The sequence below is a fragment of the Dolichospermum circinale AWQC310F genome, from assembly GCF_000426925.1.
Lineage (GTDB): Bacteria > Cyanobacteriota > Cyanobacteriia > Cyanobacteriales > Nostocaceae > Dolichospermum > Dolichospermum circinale.
Window position 1 is genome coordinate 23,206 of sequence record NZ_KE384690.1, and the last position, 17,033, is coordinate 40,238.

13 protein-coding genes are annotated in these 17,033 nt (G+C 40.0%); 8 read left to right on the forward strand and 5 right to left on the reverse strand.

Going from position 1 to position 17,033, the window contains the following annotated elements:
- The 4 genes from ACIR310F_RS26965 to ACIR310F_RS0114300 all read left to right on the forward strand — a co-directional run.
- A partial coding sequence (locus ACIR310F_RS26965) for an SUI1 family translation initiation factor (protein WP_462433817.1) occupies positions 1–193 on the forward strand: 193 nt, incomplete at its 5' end.
- Between the two features lie 95 nt (positions 194–288).
- A complete protein-coding gene (locus ACIR310F_RS24400; RefSeq protein ID WP_035368042.1) occupies positions 289–447 on the forward strand; it encodes a YqaE/Pmp3 family membrane protein in 159 nt (52 codons plus the stop codon).
- A gap of 80 nt (positions 448–527) precedes the next feature.
- Positions 528–1,178 carry a methyltransferase family protein gene (locus ACIR310F_RS0114295; RefSeq protein ID WP_028084404.1) on the forward strand — a complete coding sequence of 217 codons (651 nt, stop codon included), beginning with the start codon at positions 528–530 and terminating at the stop codon, positions 1,176–1,178.
- A gap of 76 nt (positions 1,179–1,254) precedes the next feature.
- The gene (locus ACIR310F_RS0114300; protein ID WP_028084405.1) at positions 1,255–1,644 is read left to right on the forward strand and encodes a hypothetical protein; all 390 of its coding nucleotides are present in this window, start codon (positions 1,255–1,257) and stop codon (positions 1,642–1,644) included.
- 272 nt (positions 1,645–1,916) lie between these two features.
- On the opposite strand, the gene glgP is transcribed toward ACIR310F_RS0114300, so the two are convergent.
- Positions 1,917–4,481: an alpha-glucan family phosphorylase gene (glgP, locus tag ACIR310F_RS0114305; protein WP_028084406.1), complete on the reverse strand. Its 2,565-nt coding sequence runs from the start codon at positions 4,479–4,481 to the stop codon at positions 1,917–1,919.
- Between the two features lie 297 nt (positions 4,482–4,778).
- Between glgP and ACIR310F_RS0114310 the strand changes: the two genes are divergently transcribed.
- The 4 genes from ACIR310F_RS0114310 to ACIR310F_RS0114320 all read left to right on the forward strand — a co-directional run bounded on the left by ACIR310F_RS0114310 (position 4,779) and on the right by ACIR310F_RS0114320 (position 10,621).
- A complete protein-coding gene (locus ACIR310F_RS0114310) occupies positions 4,779–6,179 on the forward strand; it encodes an ABC transporter substrate-binding protein (protein ID WP_028084407.1) in 1,401 nt (466 codons plus the stop codon).
- A 316-nt stretch (positions 6,180–6,495) separates the two neighbouring features.
- Positions 6,496–7,431 carry a DUF4351 domain-containing protein gene (locus tag ACIR310F_RS0114315; RefSeq protein WP_028084408.1) on the forward strand — a complete coding sequence of 312 codons (936 nt, stop codon included), beginning with the start codon at positions 6,496–6,498 and terminating at the stop codon, positions 7,429–7,431.
- A 612-nt stretch (positions 7,432–8,043) separates the two neighbouring features.
- Positions 8,044–8,160, forward strand: coding sequence for a photosystem II reaction center protein I (locus tag ACIR310F_RS24405; RefSeq protein WP_071604835.1), 117 nt, complete (start codon positions 8,044–8,046; stop codon positions 8,158–8,160).
- Positions 8,161–8,266: 106 nt separating this feature from the next.
- Entirely contained in the window at positions 8,267–10,621 is a 2,355-nt protein-coding gene (locus ACIR310F_RS0114320) for a DUF3769 domain-containing protein (protein ID WP_028084409.1), read from the forward strand.
- Here the strand turns inward: ACIR310F_RS0114320 and ACIR310F_RS0114325 are convergent.
- The 4 genes from ACIR310F_RS0114325 to ACIR310F_RS22635 form a co-directional block, all read right to left on the reverse strand.
- Positions 10,618–11,553 (reverse strand): LysR family transcriptional regulator, encoded by a 936-nt coding sequence (locus ACIR310F_RS0114325; protein ID WP_028084410.1) that lies wholly within the window; start codon positions 11,551–11,553, stop codon positions 10,618–10,620. The genes ACIR310F_RS0114320 and ACIR310F_RS0114325 overlap by 4 nt on opposite strands.
- Positions 11,554–11,766: 213 nt before the next feature.
- The gene (locus ACIR310F_RS0114330; RefSeq protein ID WP_028084411.1) at positions 11,767–13,173 is read right to left on the reverse strand and encodes a family 2B encapsulin nanocompartment shell protein; all 1,407 of its coding nucleotides are present in this window, start codon (positions 13,171–13,173) and stop codon (positions 11,767–11,769) included.
- Between the two features lie 150 nt (positions 13,174–13,323).
- Positions 13,324–14,721 carry a family 2B encapsulin nanocompartment shell protein gene (locus tag ACIR310F_RS0114335; protein WP_028084412.1) on the reverse strand — a complete coding sequence of 466 codons (1,398 nt, stop codon included), beginning with the start codon at positions 14,719–14,721 and terminating at the stop codon, positions 13,324–13,326.
- A 52-nt stretch (positions 14,722–14,773) separates the two neighbouring features.
- A partial coding sequence (locus tag ACIR310F_RS22635) for a family 2 encapsulin nanocompartment cargo protein terpene cyclase (RefSeq protein ID WP_081677601.1) occupies positions 14,774–17,033 on the reverse strand: 2,260 nt, incomplete at its 5' end.

The following is a 17,033-nucleotide window of genomic DNA, read 5'->3' on the forward strand; positions in this document are numbered from 1 at the left end:
AACTGTCACGGTTATTACTGGTTTTCAAACTAAACCGGAAACTTTGGCTACTTTATTAAAACAGTTAAAAGCCCAATGTGGTACCGGTGGCACGGTTAAAGATCATGAAATTGAGGTTCAGGGAGACCATAAACAGAAGATATTAGAAATTTTGGTAAGATTAGGTTACAAGGCTAAAATCAGTGGTGGTTGAAGGGTGCAGTTTACCGTATCTTTTCAGGAATCATCACGAGAGACGGTGATGTTAACTCTAGAAATGTCAGCTATTTACAAAAGGTATTGATGAATATGGATGTAATTAGAATTATAGTGGCAATTTTTCTCCCACCTTTGGGAGTGTTTTTGCAGGTGGGTTTTGGTCTAGATTTTTGGATTAATATCGTCTTAACGTTATTTGGTTATATTCCGGGAATTGTTCACGCAGTCTGGATAATTGCGAAGAAATAATCATCTCAGAGAGATAGGATAAACCGGACTGTCTCTCTATTTGTTTTCCTAACTTTACACCCTTTCAAAAAAACTAGAATATGAAAATAAAGTATCCCATTAATTTTCACAAAGGTCTAACATTTGCTATCATATTAGGATTAATGGTTTTATACCACAATTTTACTATTGGAGCTTGGGTTTATCTTTCCCTTCACGGTACTTATGGTTTTCTTTGGTTAATAAAAGATAGCATATTTCCAGATAAGCAATGGGAACAGGAAATTCCCACTTCTCAAGGAATTATTACCTTTTTCATACTTTGTTTGTACTGGGTAGCACCATTTATTCTCATTAGTAGTGGTACTGTTCCACCTTTAGCATTAGTAGCTGCTGCTATTGCTTTGAATATCACTGGGGTATTTTTACATTTTGCTAGTGATGCCCAAAAATACTATACTCTTAAGCATAAAACTGGATTAATTACAGAAGGTTTTTTTGCTAAATGTAGTAATCCTAATTACTTGGGAGAGGTGTTGATTTATCTGGCTTTTTCTATATTAACTCAACATTGGCTACCTTTCTTGATTCAGGGGTTATTCATAGCCATGATCTTTGTTCCCAATATGCTGAAAAAAGATAAATCTCTATCTCGATATCCTGAGTTTGCGCAATACAAAGAAAACTCTGGTTTGTTCTTCCCTAAGTTATTTAATTCCAGAATTTCTCAGGAAGAAGAAACTACAGCATAATATAAATGATTTTGCTTGCTAGTAAACACACAATTAGATAAGTTAAGATTTGTAAAAGAAAAAATTAGAAAAGATTATGAACTACAAAGCTATCATTTTATCAACAATTTTGGGAATTTCTACACCTGCAATTATTGATATGGCCATTCCTAATCAAGCTATGGCTGTAAAAAAGTTTGATTATCCAGGGGGTGAATTTACAGATAAAGATTGGAATGTGACTTTAGCTTTTACAAATAATTCTTATTACTATTATGGCGAAAACCGTGAAAGTAATTCTAATATCAGTTTATCTGGTGCTGTCGCTTCTGGAACTAAACAACGTCAAATATACACTTGGAATAATAATGCTACAAAATATCAAGTAATTTGGAAACCAAGTGATCCTAAATTTATTCGTGTTCAGGTAATTGATTCCCAAGGTAAAATAATCTTAAATCGTCTACTTAAATCTGTTAAAAAGTAGCGTTTTTTGATTAAATATCACCTGAATTTACACTAAGTTAAAAAAGTATGATTTAAACTTACGTAATGAAAATTTACTGTAAATTTTAGGACGACACACAACTAGCATAATACAAGTTTAGCGGACAAGACTTGTACAATTACAGTAAGTTTAGCTTGAGTGAGGCACACCCTATGCGGGCAAGATGCCCGCACCACCAGGCTTTTATCATTAAAGCTGATTTTTAACAAGTTTTGTAGAGACGTTTTATATCACATCTCTACATTATGTGCTTATTCAGCCCAAGCGATTAATCTGGGTTCGTAAGGACTGGAAAGGTATTTATTGCGAGGTAAGACGCGCAAAGACAAGCCTTGTAAACCAGAGGTGGTGTAAGTGATATTTGCTGTATAAACACTTAAATTCTCTGGGTTTTGTCCTTGATAATCCATTACCACAGGTACGGCATTAACAATATCCCCATGGGCATCTATAGAACCTTGATATAGTTCTACTTGCACATCATTGTTACTCAAAGTTGCTAAATCAACTTTAGCTTTGACGGCTACGGTTTGATTAACTTTAATGTCTGATGCTACGGATACCTCAAGATCCTTAATTCTGATACTAAACCAGTGTTCGCCTAATTTCGCCTTCCAAGCCGCTAATTCCTTGGCTGGGGCATAATTGTCAACAGTTAAGGTATGATAGCGATCGCTGGCTGGGAAATAGGCTCTGACTGCATATTCTCGCACCATCCGGGCTGTATTAAAAAATGGACAATTCAAGCGAATTGCATCTTTCATTTTTGCTACCCAAGGACGAGGCAAGCCATCACCATCACGATGATCATAGAATAAGGGGATAACTTCTTTTTCTAGTAACTCATAAAGGGCGTTAGCTTCTATTTCGTCTTGGTAATTAGGATCTTCGTAATTTTCTCCATGGCCAATAGCCCACCCGGTGCGGACATAATCTGCTTCATCCCACCAACCATCAAGTACACTTAAATTGGGTAGTCCATTCATAGCGGCTTTCATACCACTTGTACCGGAGGCTTCTCTAGGACGACGGGGAGTATTTAACCAAATATCACAACCTGCTACCATTAAACGGGCGATGTGAATATCGTAGTTGGGAACAAATACTACCTGTTTTTCTAAATGGTGTTCGCGGATAAAGTGATTAATATCCCGAATCAATTCTTTACCAGGGATATCTTTGGGGTGAGCTTTTCCAGCAATTACAAACTGGACTTTGCGATGTTTATTACCGAGTAATATCCGTTTAATGCGGTCTAAATCACGCATCCATAAAGTAGCGCGTTTATAAGTAGCAAAGCGGCGGGCAAACCCAATTGTTAAAACGTTAGGATCAAGCACTTCCTGGGCTTGGGCAATATCGGAGGCGGATGCACCGCGATCGCGCAGATGTTTAACTAAATGTTCCCTAACGTACAATACCATATCTAAACGGCAGCGTTCATGATTCCGCCACAATTCTTCGTCGGGAATTGCATCCATTCGTTCCCATAATTGGTTATCTGGTGGTGCTGATGACCAATTTGGACCGAGATAGCGATCGTACAATTCTTGAGTAGATTTAGCTACACAACTACGGGCATGAACACCGTTAGTAATAGCGCTAATTGGCACTTCGTCCACAGGAACTTTTTGCCACAACCCCTGGAACATTTGTCGAGAAACAACGCCATGTAATTGTGCTACACCGTTAGAGAATGTTGCCATTTTCAGGGCTAATACTGCCATACTGAAGGGACTGGATAAATCACCAGTATTTTCTCGTCCTAGACCTAAAAACTGCTCCTTGGGTAAACCAAAGATATCTGCATAATAGCCCAAATAATGCAATATCTTATCAGGAGAAAATAAATCAATGCCTGCGGGGACTGGTGTGTGAGTAGTGAAGATATTACTAGAACATACCACCTGTCTAGCTTGTCTGTAACTCAGTCCTGCTTCCTGAATGAGAATACGAATGCGTTCCAAAGCCGAGAAAGCAGCATGGCCTTCATTCATGTGGTAAGCAGTCACTTCATACCCCAAGGCCTTGAGCATTTGTACACCACCTATACCCAGCATAATTTCCTGGTGGATACGCATATCTATATCACCACCATACAATTGATCGGTGATATCGTGGTCATAAGCCTTGTTAGGTTCGATATTGGTATCAAGCATATATAAGGGGACTGTTCCCACTTGCACACGCCATACTCGTGCATATACCTTGCGTCCTGGATAGTCTACCGCAATTCGTAGTTCTGAACCATCGGCATTGCGCTCCAAATGCAAAGGCATATTATAGAAGTCATTGATAGGATAGCGCTCTTGTTGCCAACCATCAGCATTGAGATATTGGGCAAAATATCCCTGTTGATACAATAAACCCACACCCACTAAAGGTAAACCCAAATCACTAGCTGACTTTAAATGATCACCCGCTAATACACCCAAACCACCAGAATAGACGGGTAAGCAATCTACTAGGCCAAATTCAGCGGAAAAATAGGCGTAACATTCTTTTTGCGGCTGCTCTCTTTGTTTTTTATACCAAGTCCGCTCCTGCAAATAATCTTCTAATTGCCGTGCTGCTCGGTCTACTTGCGCTAAAAAGCCGTCATCTTCGACAACTTCTAATAATCGCTTTTGGCTGATAGTTCCCAACATTAATACTGGGTTATGGTGGCTTGATTCCCATAAATCGGGGTCTAAACGGCGAAATAGGTCTTTACTCTCCACATTCCAATCAAAATGGAGATTATAAGCTAGTTTCCGCAGGGGTTCTAGTCTGGAAGGTAGTGAAGGAGATACGTTAAAAGTGCGAATTGGCTGCATGGTTTAAAAAAACTTATTTGTGCGGCTATGGTTATTGTTTACTGTTTTTACTTAATGTTGCCAACTCTTTATACTATATTTGTCAACTTTCGATGACTTTGTTAAGAATTGATAATTATTGAATTGCTGAATAAACATTACACTTATAGCTTGTCTGAGTCTACTGGGTTTGTACTGGTTTTACTAAAATTTTACTAAAATTTAATTATGTGCTGTTTATATAGGCAATATGGCAATATATCGGTATGCACTGAAATATAAATCCAAATAAATCCAAAACATAGCTAAAAAGCGATTATGAATCATCAAAATGAAACAAAACTGCTAGTCTTTTCCCTGCTGTTTACGACAGCATTGTTAGGCTTGGGCTTTTGGTTGTGGAATCAATTCACACCCCGCATTCCTGACAAAGAAGCTAATGTTTCTCCAGATTCCGATTCTACACCAGGGCGAATCAGTTTAGGTGAGAAAATTTTAATTACTGATCAAATCAACTCTGATAAGAAAAGAGGAGTACAAGCCTTTGCTCAGGGTAATTTTGATGCTGCTAGAATCAGTTTTCAAGCATCTTTGCGCCAAAATCAGAATGATCCAGAAAGTTTGATTTATCTCAATAACTCCCTGGACAATAGTAGTAAATATATCAAGATTGCGGTGAGTGTACCCATCGGCGGACATCTCAATGTAGCCAAGGAGATTCTGCGGGGTGTGGCTCAGGCTCAAGATGAGGTAAATCGTAATAGTGGCATTAATGGTAAATTTTTGCAAGTAGCGATCGCTAATGATGATAATGATCCCACCCAATCCCAAAAAATAGCGACGCAATTTGTCAAAGATTCCAGTATTCTGGCTATGGTTGGACATAATGCTAGTAATGCTTCCATTGCGGCTGCACCAATATATCAGCAAGGGGGACTAGTGATGATTTCTCCTACCAGTTTCGCTCAAAATCTCTCTGGTATTGGTAGCTATATATTTCGCACAGTCCCCAATATTACTTCCCAGGTCGAACCTCTGGCTGTTTATACCCTCAAAACTGCCCGTAAAACTAATATTGCCTTATGTGTAGATTCCAAATCTATTGATAATCAATCTTTTAAGGATGAGTACGCTAAAAATATTGTAGCTGGTGGTGGTAAAATTAATTCCACCAAGTGCGATTTTTCTGCCCCTGATTTTAACTCTACTATAATAATTTCTCAATTAATTAGTAGTGGTGCTGATGGGTTGGTATTAGCTCCCTATGTTGGTAGAATTAACCGGGCTTTAGAATTAGCAGCAGCAAATCAAGGTAAATTAGCGCTGTTTGGTAGTCCGACATTATACACCTTTCAAACATTAGAATCAGGGAAATCTGATATTAGCGGTATGGTTATTACTGTACCTTGGCACCCAAAAGCCATTCCTGGTAATCCTTTTCCTGAACAAGCTAGAAAACTTTGGGGAGGAACTGTGAATTGGCGTTCAGCAACAGCCTATGATGCAACTATGGCGATCGCTAAAGGTTTACAACAAGGTTATACCCGTGAAGCATTACAAAAGGTGCTACATAGTCCAGGTTTCTTTGTCAATGGTGCTACAGGCAAGATTGAATTTCAAGAATCTGGTGATATTAAGGGTAAAGCAATATTGGTCAAAGTGCAACCAAGTAAAAACTCAACTGCTAACTATGACTTTTTCCCGTTGCAGGAAAAATAAATAGTGGCATGATGTTATTAACCATTTCAATTTGTTGGTTGGGTTTGACTGCGTTCTACCCAACCTGCGGGACTTTTTTGATCATGTTTTCATAACTTTACTAACAATTGTTTCCATTTAATTAACATCCCCAACAGGGGCGAACGGCCGTTCGCCCCCACGTAGGTTTTCATTCAATATAATGTCCCCAGCGAGTGGGGACCCCTCAATTTTAAACCCTTACCCAGCAATGTGACCAGAGACAGTTTCCGATAGCAGCGATCGCCATTACCCCAAAAATGTTAAATTAATATATGTATTAGCAAAGGTCGAATAAATGACGAGATTTATACATGACCAATTCGCCAAAGATTATTTAGAAGAACTGCTAAAACCTTATGGAAAAGTAGAAGCACCCAGTCATGTATCTGGAGAAGTACGGGAAATAGACGTATTATTTACACCATTTCTTGAACAAAAAGCGGATATAGCATCATTAGGGTTATTAGGTAAACTAGCCACCACACTAGCCATATTTGAACCATTTCGCAACCCAGCCTCAACAGAAGAAATATGTGATTGTCTATTAAAATCATTAGAAGTTAGAGGTGCATTAAAACGAGAAGCAAAACGTAATGCAACCAAAATAGCAGAAAGTAATTTTCCTAAATTATGGATTCTCACACCCACAGCGTCTAAGAAACTGCTATCAGGATTTCATGGTACATTGGAATCAGATTCTTTACCAGGAATATACTATTTACCAGAGTCTTTCCGCGCAGCAATTATTGTCATTCATCAATTATCACCTGTTCCAGAAACATTGTGGTTAAGACTTTTGGGAAGAGGAACGGTACAAAAACGAGCAATTGATGAATTAGCTGCGTTACCATCAAATCAGCCTTATGTGAAAATCACATTAGAATTACTTTACAACCTGCAACAGAACTTGAGAATAAATCAAAGTCCAGAAATAGAAGCAGAAGATAGGGAGTTGATTATGAGATTAGCGCCACTTTACCAACAAGAGCGAGAACTCGCTAGACAAGAAGGACTACAACAAGGACTACAACAAGGAGAACAACGAGGCCTACAACAAGGAGAACAACTTCTGATTATCCGTCAGTTAAATCGCCGCATTGGTACAATGGACTCATCATTGATTCAACAAGTCCAAAAATTACCTGTTGCACAACTAGAGGAATTAGGAGAAGCCTTGTTAGATTTTACCTCAGTTACAGATTTACAAACTTGGTTACAATCTGTTAGCTAATCTTTTTCAAAAGACCGTTTATGATGTTTTCATGACTTTATGAAGAATTGAAAACTTTTTGATTTTTCCGCCGAAAATTGGGATTAGGGGCTTGACAATTGATTTTGAATTTGTTATCATAGACTTGATAAGGAAGAACTATCTTCATATTCTATTTAATAGACATAGGCCGAGTTTAAAGATGCTTGACATAAAACCCTTGTAGTAGAGACGTTCCATGGAACGTCTCTACTTTTTTGGAGATGTCTATTGAATTGTGCAGAACCGCTTACCATCATGGAGGCGGTTGTATTTTGGCATAAACAGACGAGATATGAGAGTTTTCGATAAAATTTTGTAAAGCTTTGCAAAAAAAGACAAATCTCCACCCTGGTAATATACTGAGATACAGCTTAATTAAAACACGACTACTAAGGATTTATCTTCTTTAATTTGTAGGTTGGGTTGAGGTACGAAACCCAACACAGTCTATAACTATATGACATTTAATATTGGGGTTTGACTGCGTTCTCCCCAACCTGCGGAACTGCTGTTCCTATTCCCTCGCCAAAGGTACAAGATATAGGTAAGATAAATTAGTTGCTATTTACCAAACCTCCGGGAGTTAGTTCTATGTTGAGTTTAAAAATTGCTGTTTATATCGTTGTCGGCTTGTTTGTGAGTATCTTCATCTTCGGGTTTTTGTCTAATGACCCAGCCCGTAACCCCGGTCGTCAAGACTCAGAATAAATATACAACAAATCACTCCTAGTGGCCGGAAGGTAGAAACAGGCTAATATGTAATTCAACCTTCCGGCTATTTTTTGCTTTTTGATCAGCTTAATTGCCTCAAAATATGTTTCATCCAGTCCTTCCACCTCAACCACCGCCAAATCTTGTATCGTCAAAACCTGTTTCCTATCTCGCTGCTCCTGCTGTTATTCAGGTAAAAAATGATCAACAAAAACTGATCATTGATGGTAAAAATCAGCAAGATAGGTATCAATCAACTACCAAGCCAATCAATGATTCTCCGTTATCCCAACTAGAAAAATCAGGTCGAGAATTTTCCATAATTCAAGGTCAAAAGCGCAAAATTATTTATATTATAGCCGGACAGCAGGTTTTAACAGAAACATCAACACCCCCGGTAGAAAAAAATTACCTAAATTTACAGGAATCAGGGGGAAAAGTTGATCTATTGGTTGGTGAAAAAACACCATCGTTACCAGTACAAAATCTGATTGAATTTAAACTGCGTCATCCTCAAGATCACTCAAAACCTGGTAATTTACAAGTTCCCCCGTTACCGCAAATTTCAGAAGCAGAGAAAAGATCACCGCAAAAAACAAGAATTGTAGAGGTAATTGCCGATCGCCAGGAGTATGATCAAGAAAAGCGAATTGTTACCGCTGAGGGTAATGTAGTAGTCAGGTTTGATGGTGCAGTAATTGATGCTGATACCCTACGTATCAATTTAGATAATTTGATAGCGGTGGGGGAGGGTAATGTGGCTTTAACTAGGGGTAATCAGGTATTCCAAGGACGACGTTTTACTTATAATTTTATTCAAGATAGTGGTGATCTAGAAAACGGTAAAGGTGAACTTTATATCCCTACCACCGCAACGGATTTTGCTTTTTCCCCAACTCTCCCTACAGATATTACCGCAGGTGGTGTACCTAGTCGCCCTTTGAGTTATCGGCTTCGCGCTAATCAACCCCTCACTGGTGTTAATAGTCCCGGAGGGATAGAATTTGGTGTTAGTGGTCAATCAGACGCGCGAAATGTTTCTGTACCTAAATCTGGTGGTGTCCTCAAGCGGTTACGATTTGAAGCCCAATATATCGAATTTTATCCCCGTGGTTTTCAAGCTCAAGATGTGAGAATTACTAATGACCCTTTTTCACCCCCGGAATTGGAAATCAGGGCGGCTAAGGTGACTGTGACACGAGAAGCACCTTTAATTGATAGGGTTACTACCCAGGGTCAAAAGTTAGTTTTTGATCAAAAGGTTGTTGTTCCTATCCCTGTGAATAGTCGCAAAATAGACCGTCGGCCACGACAGGTAAATCCCACTATCGTTTCTGTGGGTTTTGATAATGGTAAACGCGGTGGTTTGTTTATAGAACGCGCTTTTGAACCAATTAATAATGATCAGACTCGCTGGACTATTACACCCCAGTTTTATGTACAAAGGGCTGTAGAAAAGGGTGGTAATGTGGCTAATTTATTCGGTGTAAATACTAAACTGAATGCTGTTTTGAGTCCTAAAACTGTTGTGGAGGGTACGGGAGAGTTAACTAGTTTTGATTTTGATCGCGTGGAAGATACTTTACGCGGGAGTTTGCGATTACGCCAAAGTTTGGGTAATGTCAAGCCTTATACATTAAGTTTAGAATCTAGTTACCGCGATCGCCTTTATAATGGTAGTCTTGGATATCAAACTGTACAGAGTAGTATAGGTGGAATTATCACGTCTCCGATCCTTCCTTTAGGAAAAAGCGGTATAAATCTTAGTTATCAGGGTGGCGCACAGTACATAAATTCTAACACAGACCGTCAGAATTTACTCTCACCAATACGTAAAAATGATCGCATTTCTCTAGGTCGTTTCCAAGGTAGTGTAGCATTGAGTAGTGGTATCAAATTGTGGGAAGGGAAACCATTACCAGCTACAGCCAAGGAAGGATTAAAATATACATCTAATCCTGTAGTACCGTATTTACAAGCGATCGCTGGTATCACAGGAACTACTAGTTATTATAGTAGCGGTGATAACCAAAGCACTGTCACTGGTACTATTGGTTTAATCGGCCAAATTGGCCATTTTTCCCGTCCTTTCTTAGATTATACTGGCTTTAATGTCAGTTACTCCCAAGGCACTAATAGCGGTTTATCACCCTTTCTTTTTGACCGTTCAGTTGATAACAAAGTTCTTAGCGCTGGTATTTCTCAGCAAGTTTATGGACCTGTTCGCTTAGGTTTACAAACATCCGTTAACCTAGATACATCAAAAGAAATCAGCACCGATTATACATTAGAATATAGCCGTCGTACTTATGGTATCACCCTTCGTTATAATCCAGTGCTGCAATTAGGTGGTTTTAGTATCCGTATCAGTGATTTTAATTGGACAGGTGGTACAGATCCATTTGCTAATGGACAAGTTAAACCAGTGGTTGGTGGTGTAGTCCGTGAGGAAAATTAGGCTTCAGCCGAATTATAATCTGGAATTAAACCACCTTGTTCGGTAATTTTTTTCGCTGCATCTAAAAGATACTCATAATAGGTGTGAGCAATAATGGATAATTGCTTACCAGCAGGATAAACCATATACCAATCCCGTTTAATTGGAAAATTTTGGACATCTAAAATGCTAAATTCCGCAGCGTCGGTTAATAATGTATGACGGGATAATACAGAAATACCTAAACCACCAGCGATAGCTTGTTTAATCGCTTCATTACTTCCCAATTCCAACTTAACTTTGACCTTGACTCCATGTTTCTCAAGCAGACTTTGGACGGCGCTGCGAGTCCCTGAACCTGGTTCACGCATAATAAACCGTTCTTCACCCAAACGTTCGATAGGAATATTTTTTTCCTTCGCTAAAGGATGATTAGCGGGTGCAAAAACTACCAAGGGGTTTTCTAAAAATGGCTGGAAATTGACATCAAAATGATCAGGAATTTGACTCATAATATACAAGTCATCCAAATTATTCATCATCCGATCTAAAATCAGTTCATGATTTGTAACTTGGAGAGAAATATCAATCCCAGGGTAAAGCTGACAAAAAGGACCCAACAATCTAGGAATAATATACTTAGCAGTAGTAATTACCGCTAGTCTTAACTGTCCTTGTTTTAATCCTTTTAAATCAGCAACAGTCATTTGAAACTTATCCATAGTCTCAAAAATTTGCCGACAAGTAGCAAATAATTCCCGTCCTGCCTCCGTCAAGTATAAACGCTTTCCCACCTGCTCAAATAATGGCAGACCTACCGATTTCGTTAGCTGTTTGATTTGCATGGAGATAGTAGGTTGAGTCAAAAACAACTCCTCAGCAGCACGCGTAAAACTACCATGCCGTGCCGCAGCCTCGAACACCTTCAACTGGTGCAATGTCGCTTGGTTCAAGGTTATTCCCCTCTGATAACAATTTATATATATACTACAGTATCACGTAGCAACAAGTTTTTTTAAGTGTTATTTATACAAATATTGTATAAAATCAATATGTTTAGTCAGTTCAGACAGGGAATTAATTCCCTATCTGATAGTTAAAATACCTTAAAAGCGGACGATTATGATGGTATTACTTAAGTATTTTAACTTAGCTTGATCATGAATTTATCGGCCAATTTCTACATTTTCAAGGATACCAAGTGCGTCAGGTACAAGAACAGCCGCGGAATAGTAGGTACTAATGAGGTAAGAAATAATCGCTTTTTCGCTGATACCCATAAATCGGACGGATAAACCAGGTTGGTATTCATCAGGGATACCAGTTTGATGTAGGCCAATGACCCCCTGATCTTGTTCTCCAGTTCGTAACACAAGAATGGAACTAGTTTGGTACTTAGTAATAGGAATTTTATTACAGGGAAGAATAGGTACACCGCGCCACGCGATTACTTTAGTACCATCTATTTCCATATTTTGCGGATAGATACGGAGGCGGTTACATTGCTTATTAAAAGCGGCAATAGTGCGAGGATGCGCTAAGAAAAACTTTGACTTTCTACGGCGAGTCAGCAGTTCATCTAAATCATCAGGGGTGGGCGGTCCACTGCGGGGATAAAGACGTTGTTTAAAGTCGGCATTGTGTAGTAAACCAAATTCACGGTTATTAATCAATTCATATTCTTGTCGTTCCCGTAATGCTTCGATAGTCAGACGCAATTGTTGTTCTGTCTGATTCATCGGTTCATTGTAAAGTTCAGCAACGCGAGTATTGATTCTTAAGATAGTTTGGGCAATACTTAACTCATATTCACGGGGTGATAGTTCATAATCAACAAAAGTACCTGGTAATTCACTCTCTCCAGTATGCGCTGAAGATAAAGCAATAGCAGCTTCACCGTATTTATTCTGTAGCAATTGGGTACGGGCGACAATTTGATCAATATGAACCTGTAAGGCTTCCGACTGGTTAAGGACTTCCCTAAATGCTTGTAGTGATAGTGTTAATACAGTACATTGTGTAACAGCTTTAACTGTAAACTTCCACATACTTTGAGACTCTACTAAAATCTGATCACCAAAATGATCACCATCAGCTAACGCGTTTAAGAAAGGTTGATGCTCGTATTTAGCAATCCCGATTTTATTGACTTTACCATGGGCGATGAGAAAAAGCTGTTGGGCAGGCTGACCCGATTGTACTATGATCTCATCAGGTGCGAACTCTTGTTGTACAAAACGACTAGCTAAAGCTGTTAAGACTTGAAGATTATCAAATCCTCGCAGTAAAGGTAATTGACTAAGTTCTTGGGGAATTACTTGTACCGTTGCTCCTGTATTAGTGCAAGTAATTCTTCCATCACCTAAAGTATAAGTTAAGCGACGGTTGACTCGATAAGTGCCACCTTTGATTTCTACCCATGGTAACATCTTCAACAACCACCGTGAGGTAATTTCCTGCATTTGCGGTGCAGATTTGGTTGTTGTTGCTAAGTTGCGGGCGGCTGCTGTACTTAAACTTTGTTGAGGCTGTCTACCCTCAACATCCAAACCCGAATCATTAGAATATGTCATCTTATCCTCTAATCACTGACAAATATACTTAATAAAATGAGAGGTGAAGGTAATCAGACTTTGATCGATCAAAAATTACTGGATTTAACGCTGAAAATAGGGCGTAATTACCAATTAATTACCTTCACCTCTGAAAACTAATTAAACTAATTAGCGACCGATTTCCACATCTTCAAGAATGCCAAGTGCGTCTGGTACTAAAACTGCTGCGGAGTAGTAAGCTGTAATCAGGTAAGACATAATCGCCTTTTCACTGATACCCATAAAGCGCACAGATAAACTAGGTTGATATTCATCCGGGATACCAGTTTGGTGTAAACCGATAACGCCTTGTTTTTCCAAACCAGTGCGGAGCAGGAGAATAGAACTGGTACGGTTATTGCTAACAGGTATTTTATTACAGGGAAAAATAGGTACACCACGCCAAGCCGGAACTTGTTGTCCACCCATGTCAATGCTTTGTGGATAAATGCCTATACGGTTGCATTCACGAGCAAATGCAGCGATAGTCCGAGGATGAGCTAGGAAGAAACTGGGGTCTTTCCATACTGTAGCTAGTAATTCATCCATGTCGTCGGGAGTAGGTGCGCCTGTGCTACTGTAAATGCGTTGTTTGAGGTCGGCGTTATGGAGCAACCCAAATTCGGGGTTGTTGATCATTTCGTGTTCTTGACGTTCCCGTAATGCTTCCACCGTCAGACGCAATTGTTGTTCGGTCTGATTCATTGGTTCATTATACAAGTCAGCAACGCGAGTATTGATGCGTAAAACGGTTTGGGCGATGCTTAAATCATATTGACGGGGTGAGAGGTCATAATCAACGAAAGTACCGGGTAAATCAGCCTCACCGCGATGTCCTGCTGATACATTAATCGCTGCTTCACCTTGTTCAGTTTGTGGTTGACTCAGGAGAGCGCGGAACTTGTCAACTTGACTTCGCAAAGCTTCAGATTGGTTAACGAGTTGTTCAAATGCACTTTGAGGTAATGCTAAAATGATACATCTGGTGACAGCTTTGAGCGTATACTGCCAGGTATCTTGGGATTCTACCAGAGATTCATCACCAAAATGATCACCATCAGCTAATACATCTAAAACCACTGGCTCGTCATATTTACCAAGACCAATTTTGTTAACTTTACCACGAGCGATCAGTAATACTTGATTGGCTTCTTGACCAATTTCCACAATTACGTCCCCCGCAGCAAATTCCTGTTGCACAAATTGGTTCGCTAAGGTGGTTAAAACTTCTATGTCTTCAAACCCTCTGAATAAGGGTAATTCCGTTAATTCTTGGGGAATTACTTGTACAGTTGATCCGGTGTTAGTAAAAGATACTCTTCCATCACCTACAGTGTAACTTAAACGACGGTTAACGCGATAGACACCGCCTTTTGTTTGTACCCATGGTAGTAGTTTTAATAACCACCGTGAGGTAATTTCCTGCATTTGCGGCGCAGATTTGGTGGTTGTCGCCAAATTACGAGCAGCTGCTGTACTTAAACTTAGTTGAGGTTGTTGATTTTCTGAATCGTTAGAGTAGGTCATAACTTAATTCTCCACTTTTTTAGTTAGTTAAAAAACACAATTTACCGCAAATTTACGGATTTTTACCCACGGAATTAGTTGCACCAACCAAGGATCTGATATGTGCAGCCGAAGTGCCAAACCCTGTCGGACCGTTGAGTAGTCGCACTATGGGGGAAGCACTATTACGCAATTCAAATTCTTTGTATCGGTCTACCTTTGTATGCCACTTAAGTACACCACACATCCACTGTTCTAATTTCTCAATGTATTTGAGTAGTTTCTCGCGGGTGTTTTTATCCAGGTTGAAATCGTCGAAAAGGGCTGGAAGTTCAGTCTCAACAATGTGTTGAAACTGTTGCGCCCGCGCTGTCATCAGATTATTAACAATCTCAACAGCTTTGAGAAGATCACAGTTCAGGAAATTCTGCACCACTAACACGCAGTTATGAATTTCGCCCTCAAATTCGATTTCTTTCTGATAAGAAAAAATGTCATTAGTGAAACAGGCAAAATCGGCGGCAGCATTTTCCAGCGATCGCATGGGTCGGCTATAATAAATCTGCATTGGTATTTCGCCGCCATGGGATAGTCTAGACAGACTCATGGTTAAATCAGATCCAAATGTCTTACGACGCATTTCAATATAGTCAATCGGATCTGGAATCCGATTTTGCGTCTGGTTAGCCAGTTCCCACACCCAACTATCAGTCATATCCTGAATAGCACGGCGAAATTCGGTACGTGCTGTGGAGGACATTGGTCCTGCGGTGCGAGACCAAATATCCGCCAACCCCTTTTCTACTGGATTAGTTGCTACAGGGGGTGTAGAATTATCTAGAGGCATAAATGCTGACAGTCGAGCATTAAAGACTTTTGCACCTGCCAAGTCGCGGTTATTACCATAGATTGCTGGGAAATAATCATCCGCATAAGTTCCCCAAACCAGCCAACAAGCTGTTAAATTTAGCTCATGCTCAGAACCATTTGGATGTATCCACGCACCGCATAAAGCCACGTCAGCAACATCAAACTTATGGTCATTCCAGATAAAAGCATCAGGAATCCCCGGTAATGATTCTAACATCCCCATCCGACGCGCCCATTCTTTGGAATGATTTCGTGCAGCATCCAAATTAGGATTTAAGGTGGTAGAGAAGGGCATATAAAACTTAGGCAGTTTTACTGGTCCTACAGTTTGATAGGGAACATGAGTAAAACTTTTAAACCTTCCCACACCCAAAGTAGTGGATAAGGATTCCAGCCGCGCGGCCGATGTTCCTAGCCCAGTCGGACCGCCAACAGTCACAGATGTACCTGAATTATCCGGCTCTTCCTTGTTCATATAGCGGCTTGACCTCATGTGCCACTCGTGACCACCAGATTGCCAATCCTGAAGTCCTTTAATGTAAAGGAGAACATTCACACGCTCTACTGGATCTACTCCGTACTCCTCAAAAAGAGAGGGTAATTCCGTGACAGCAGTGTTGTCAAATTGGTATAAACGGGAGTTGAGTAGTTCGTTAGTGAGGTTAGCGGCCTCTTGGGTACTCACATTCAAGAAACGCTCAACTACAAGCACACAGTTAGAATTTTCACCTTCCTCTTCCACCTCTCTTTGGTAGGAGAATAGATCATTGCGGAGATGTACACCATCAGCAAATGTGTCTTTTAAAACCCGCATGGGTCTAGTTGCCGCAATTTTAGCCGGAACTTCCACAAAGGCCGCGTGTTCGACTAAATCTGCTGACCAAGGTGCGCCCCCAACTTTCCGCCGCATTTCAATGTATTCAATGGGGTTAGCAATGCGATTTTGATTAATATTTGCTAGTTCCCACATTGACTCATCTAAAAGATTTTTGGTACTTTCAAAGAATCTTTGCCGCCATTCTACGGATTTAGTAAAGGCAGTACGAGACCACAAATCAGCTAAACCGCGCTCTACTGGGTTCGTGGGAAAGGGAAGGTTATCTTGGGGATAAATTGGCATAAATGCCGGTAGTCGGTCAAGATACTCCTTTGCCCCAATTAGATCCTGACTGCGCTTATAGATTTCCAGAAAGTGATCATCAAAAAAGAATACCCATACATACCAATCCGTTACCAGGTTCAACTCTGTTGAGGGCGTGTCTGGATGAGTATAAGAACAAAGTAAAGCATAGTCGTGAGCATCAAATTTACGTTCATCCCATATAGGCTCACCTTGGGACTCCTCTTTTGACCCAAGTATTCCCATTTCATAAGCCCAGGCTTTGGAATGCACTCGTGCCGCTTCCAGGTTTGGATTCAGCCGCGCTGGCCAAGGCATATAAAATGCTGGCAGTTTAAATGGT

Excerpts from the sequence above, each read along its gene's own strand:
- ACIR310F_RS0114295 (WP_028084404.1), top strand. The coding sequence starts at position 528 with ATGAAAATAAAGTATCCCATTAATTTTCACAAAGGTCTAACATTTGCT.
- ACIR310F_RS24400 (WP_035368042.1), top strand. The coding sequence starts at position 289 with ATGGATGTAATTAGAATTATAGTGGCAATTTTTCTCCCACCTTTGGGA.
- ACIR310F_RS0114335 (WP_028084412.1), bottom strand. The coding sequence starts at position 14,721 with ATGACCTACTCTAACGATTCAGAAAATCAACAACCTCAACTAAGTTTA.
- glgP (WP_028084406.1), bottom strand. The coding sequence starts at position 4,481 with ATGCAGCCAATTCGCACTTTTAACGTATCTCCTTCACTACCTTCCAGA.
- ACIR310F_RS0114310 (WP_028084407.1), top strand. The coding sequence starts at position 4,779 with ATGAATCATCAAAATGAAACAAAACTGCTAGTCTTTTCCCTGCTGTTT.
- ACIR310F_RS0114315 (WP_028084408.1), top strand. The coding sequence starts at position 6,496 with ATGACGAGATTTATACATGACCAATTCGCCAAAGATTATTTAGAAGAA.
- ACIR310F_RS0114320 (WP_028084409.1), top strand. The coding sequence starts at position 8,267 with ATGTTTCATCCAGTCCTTCCACCTCAACCACCGCCAAATCTTGTATCG.
- ACIR310F_RS24405 (WP_071604835.1), top strand. The coding sequence starts at position 8,044 with ATGTTGAGTTTAAAAATTGCTGTTTATATCGTTGTCGGCTTGTTTGTG.
- ACIR310F_RS0114300 (WP_028084405.1), top strand. The coding sequence starts at position 1,255 with ATGAACTACAAAGCTATCATTTTATCAACAATTTTGGGAATTTCTACA.
- ACIR310F_RS0114330 (WP_028084411.1), bottom strand. The coding sequence starts at position 13,173 with ATGACATATTCTAATGATTCGGGTTTGGATGTTGAGGGTAGACAGCCT.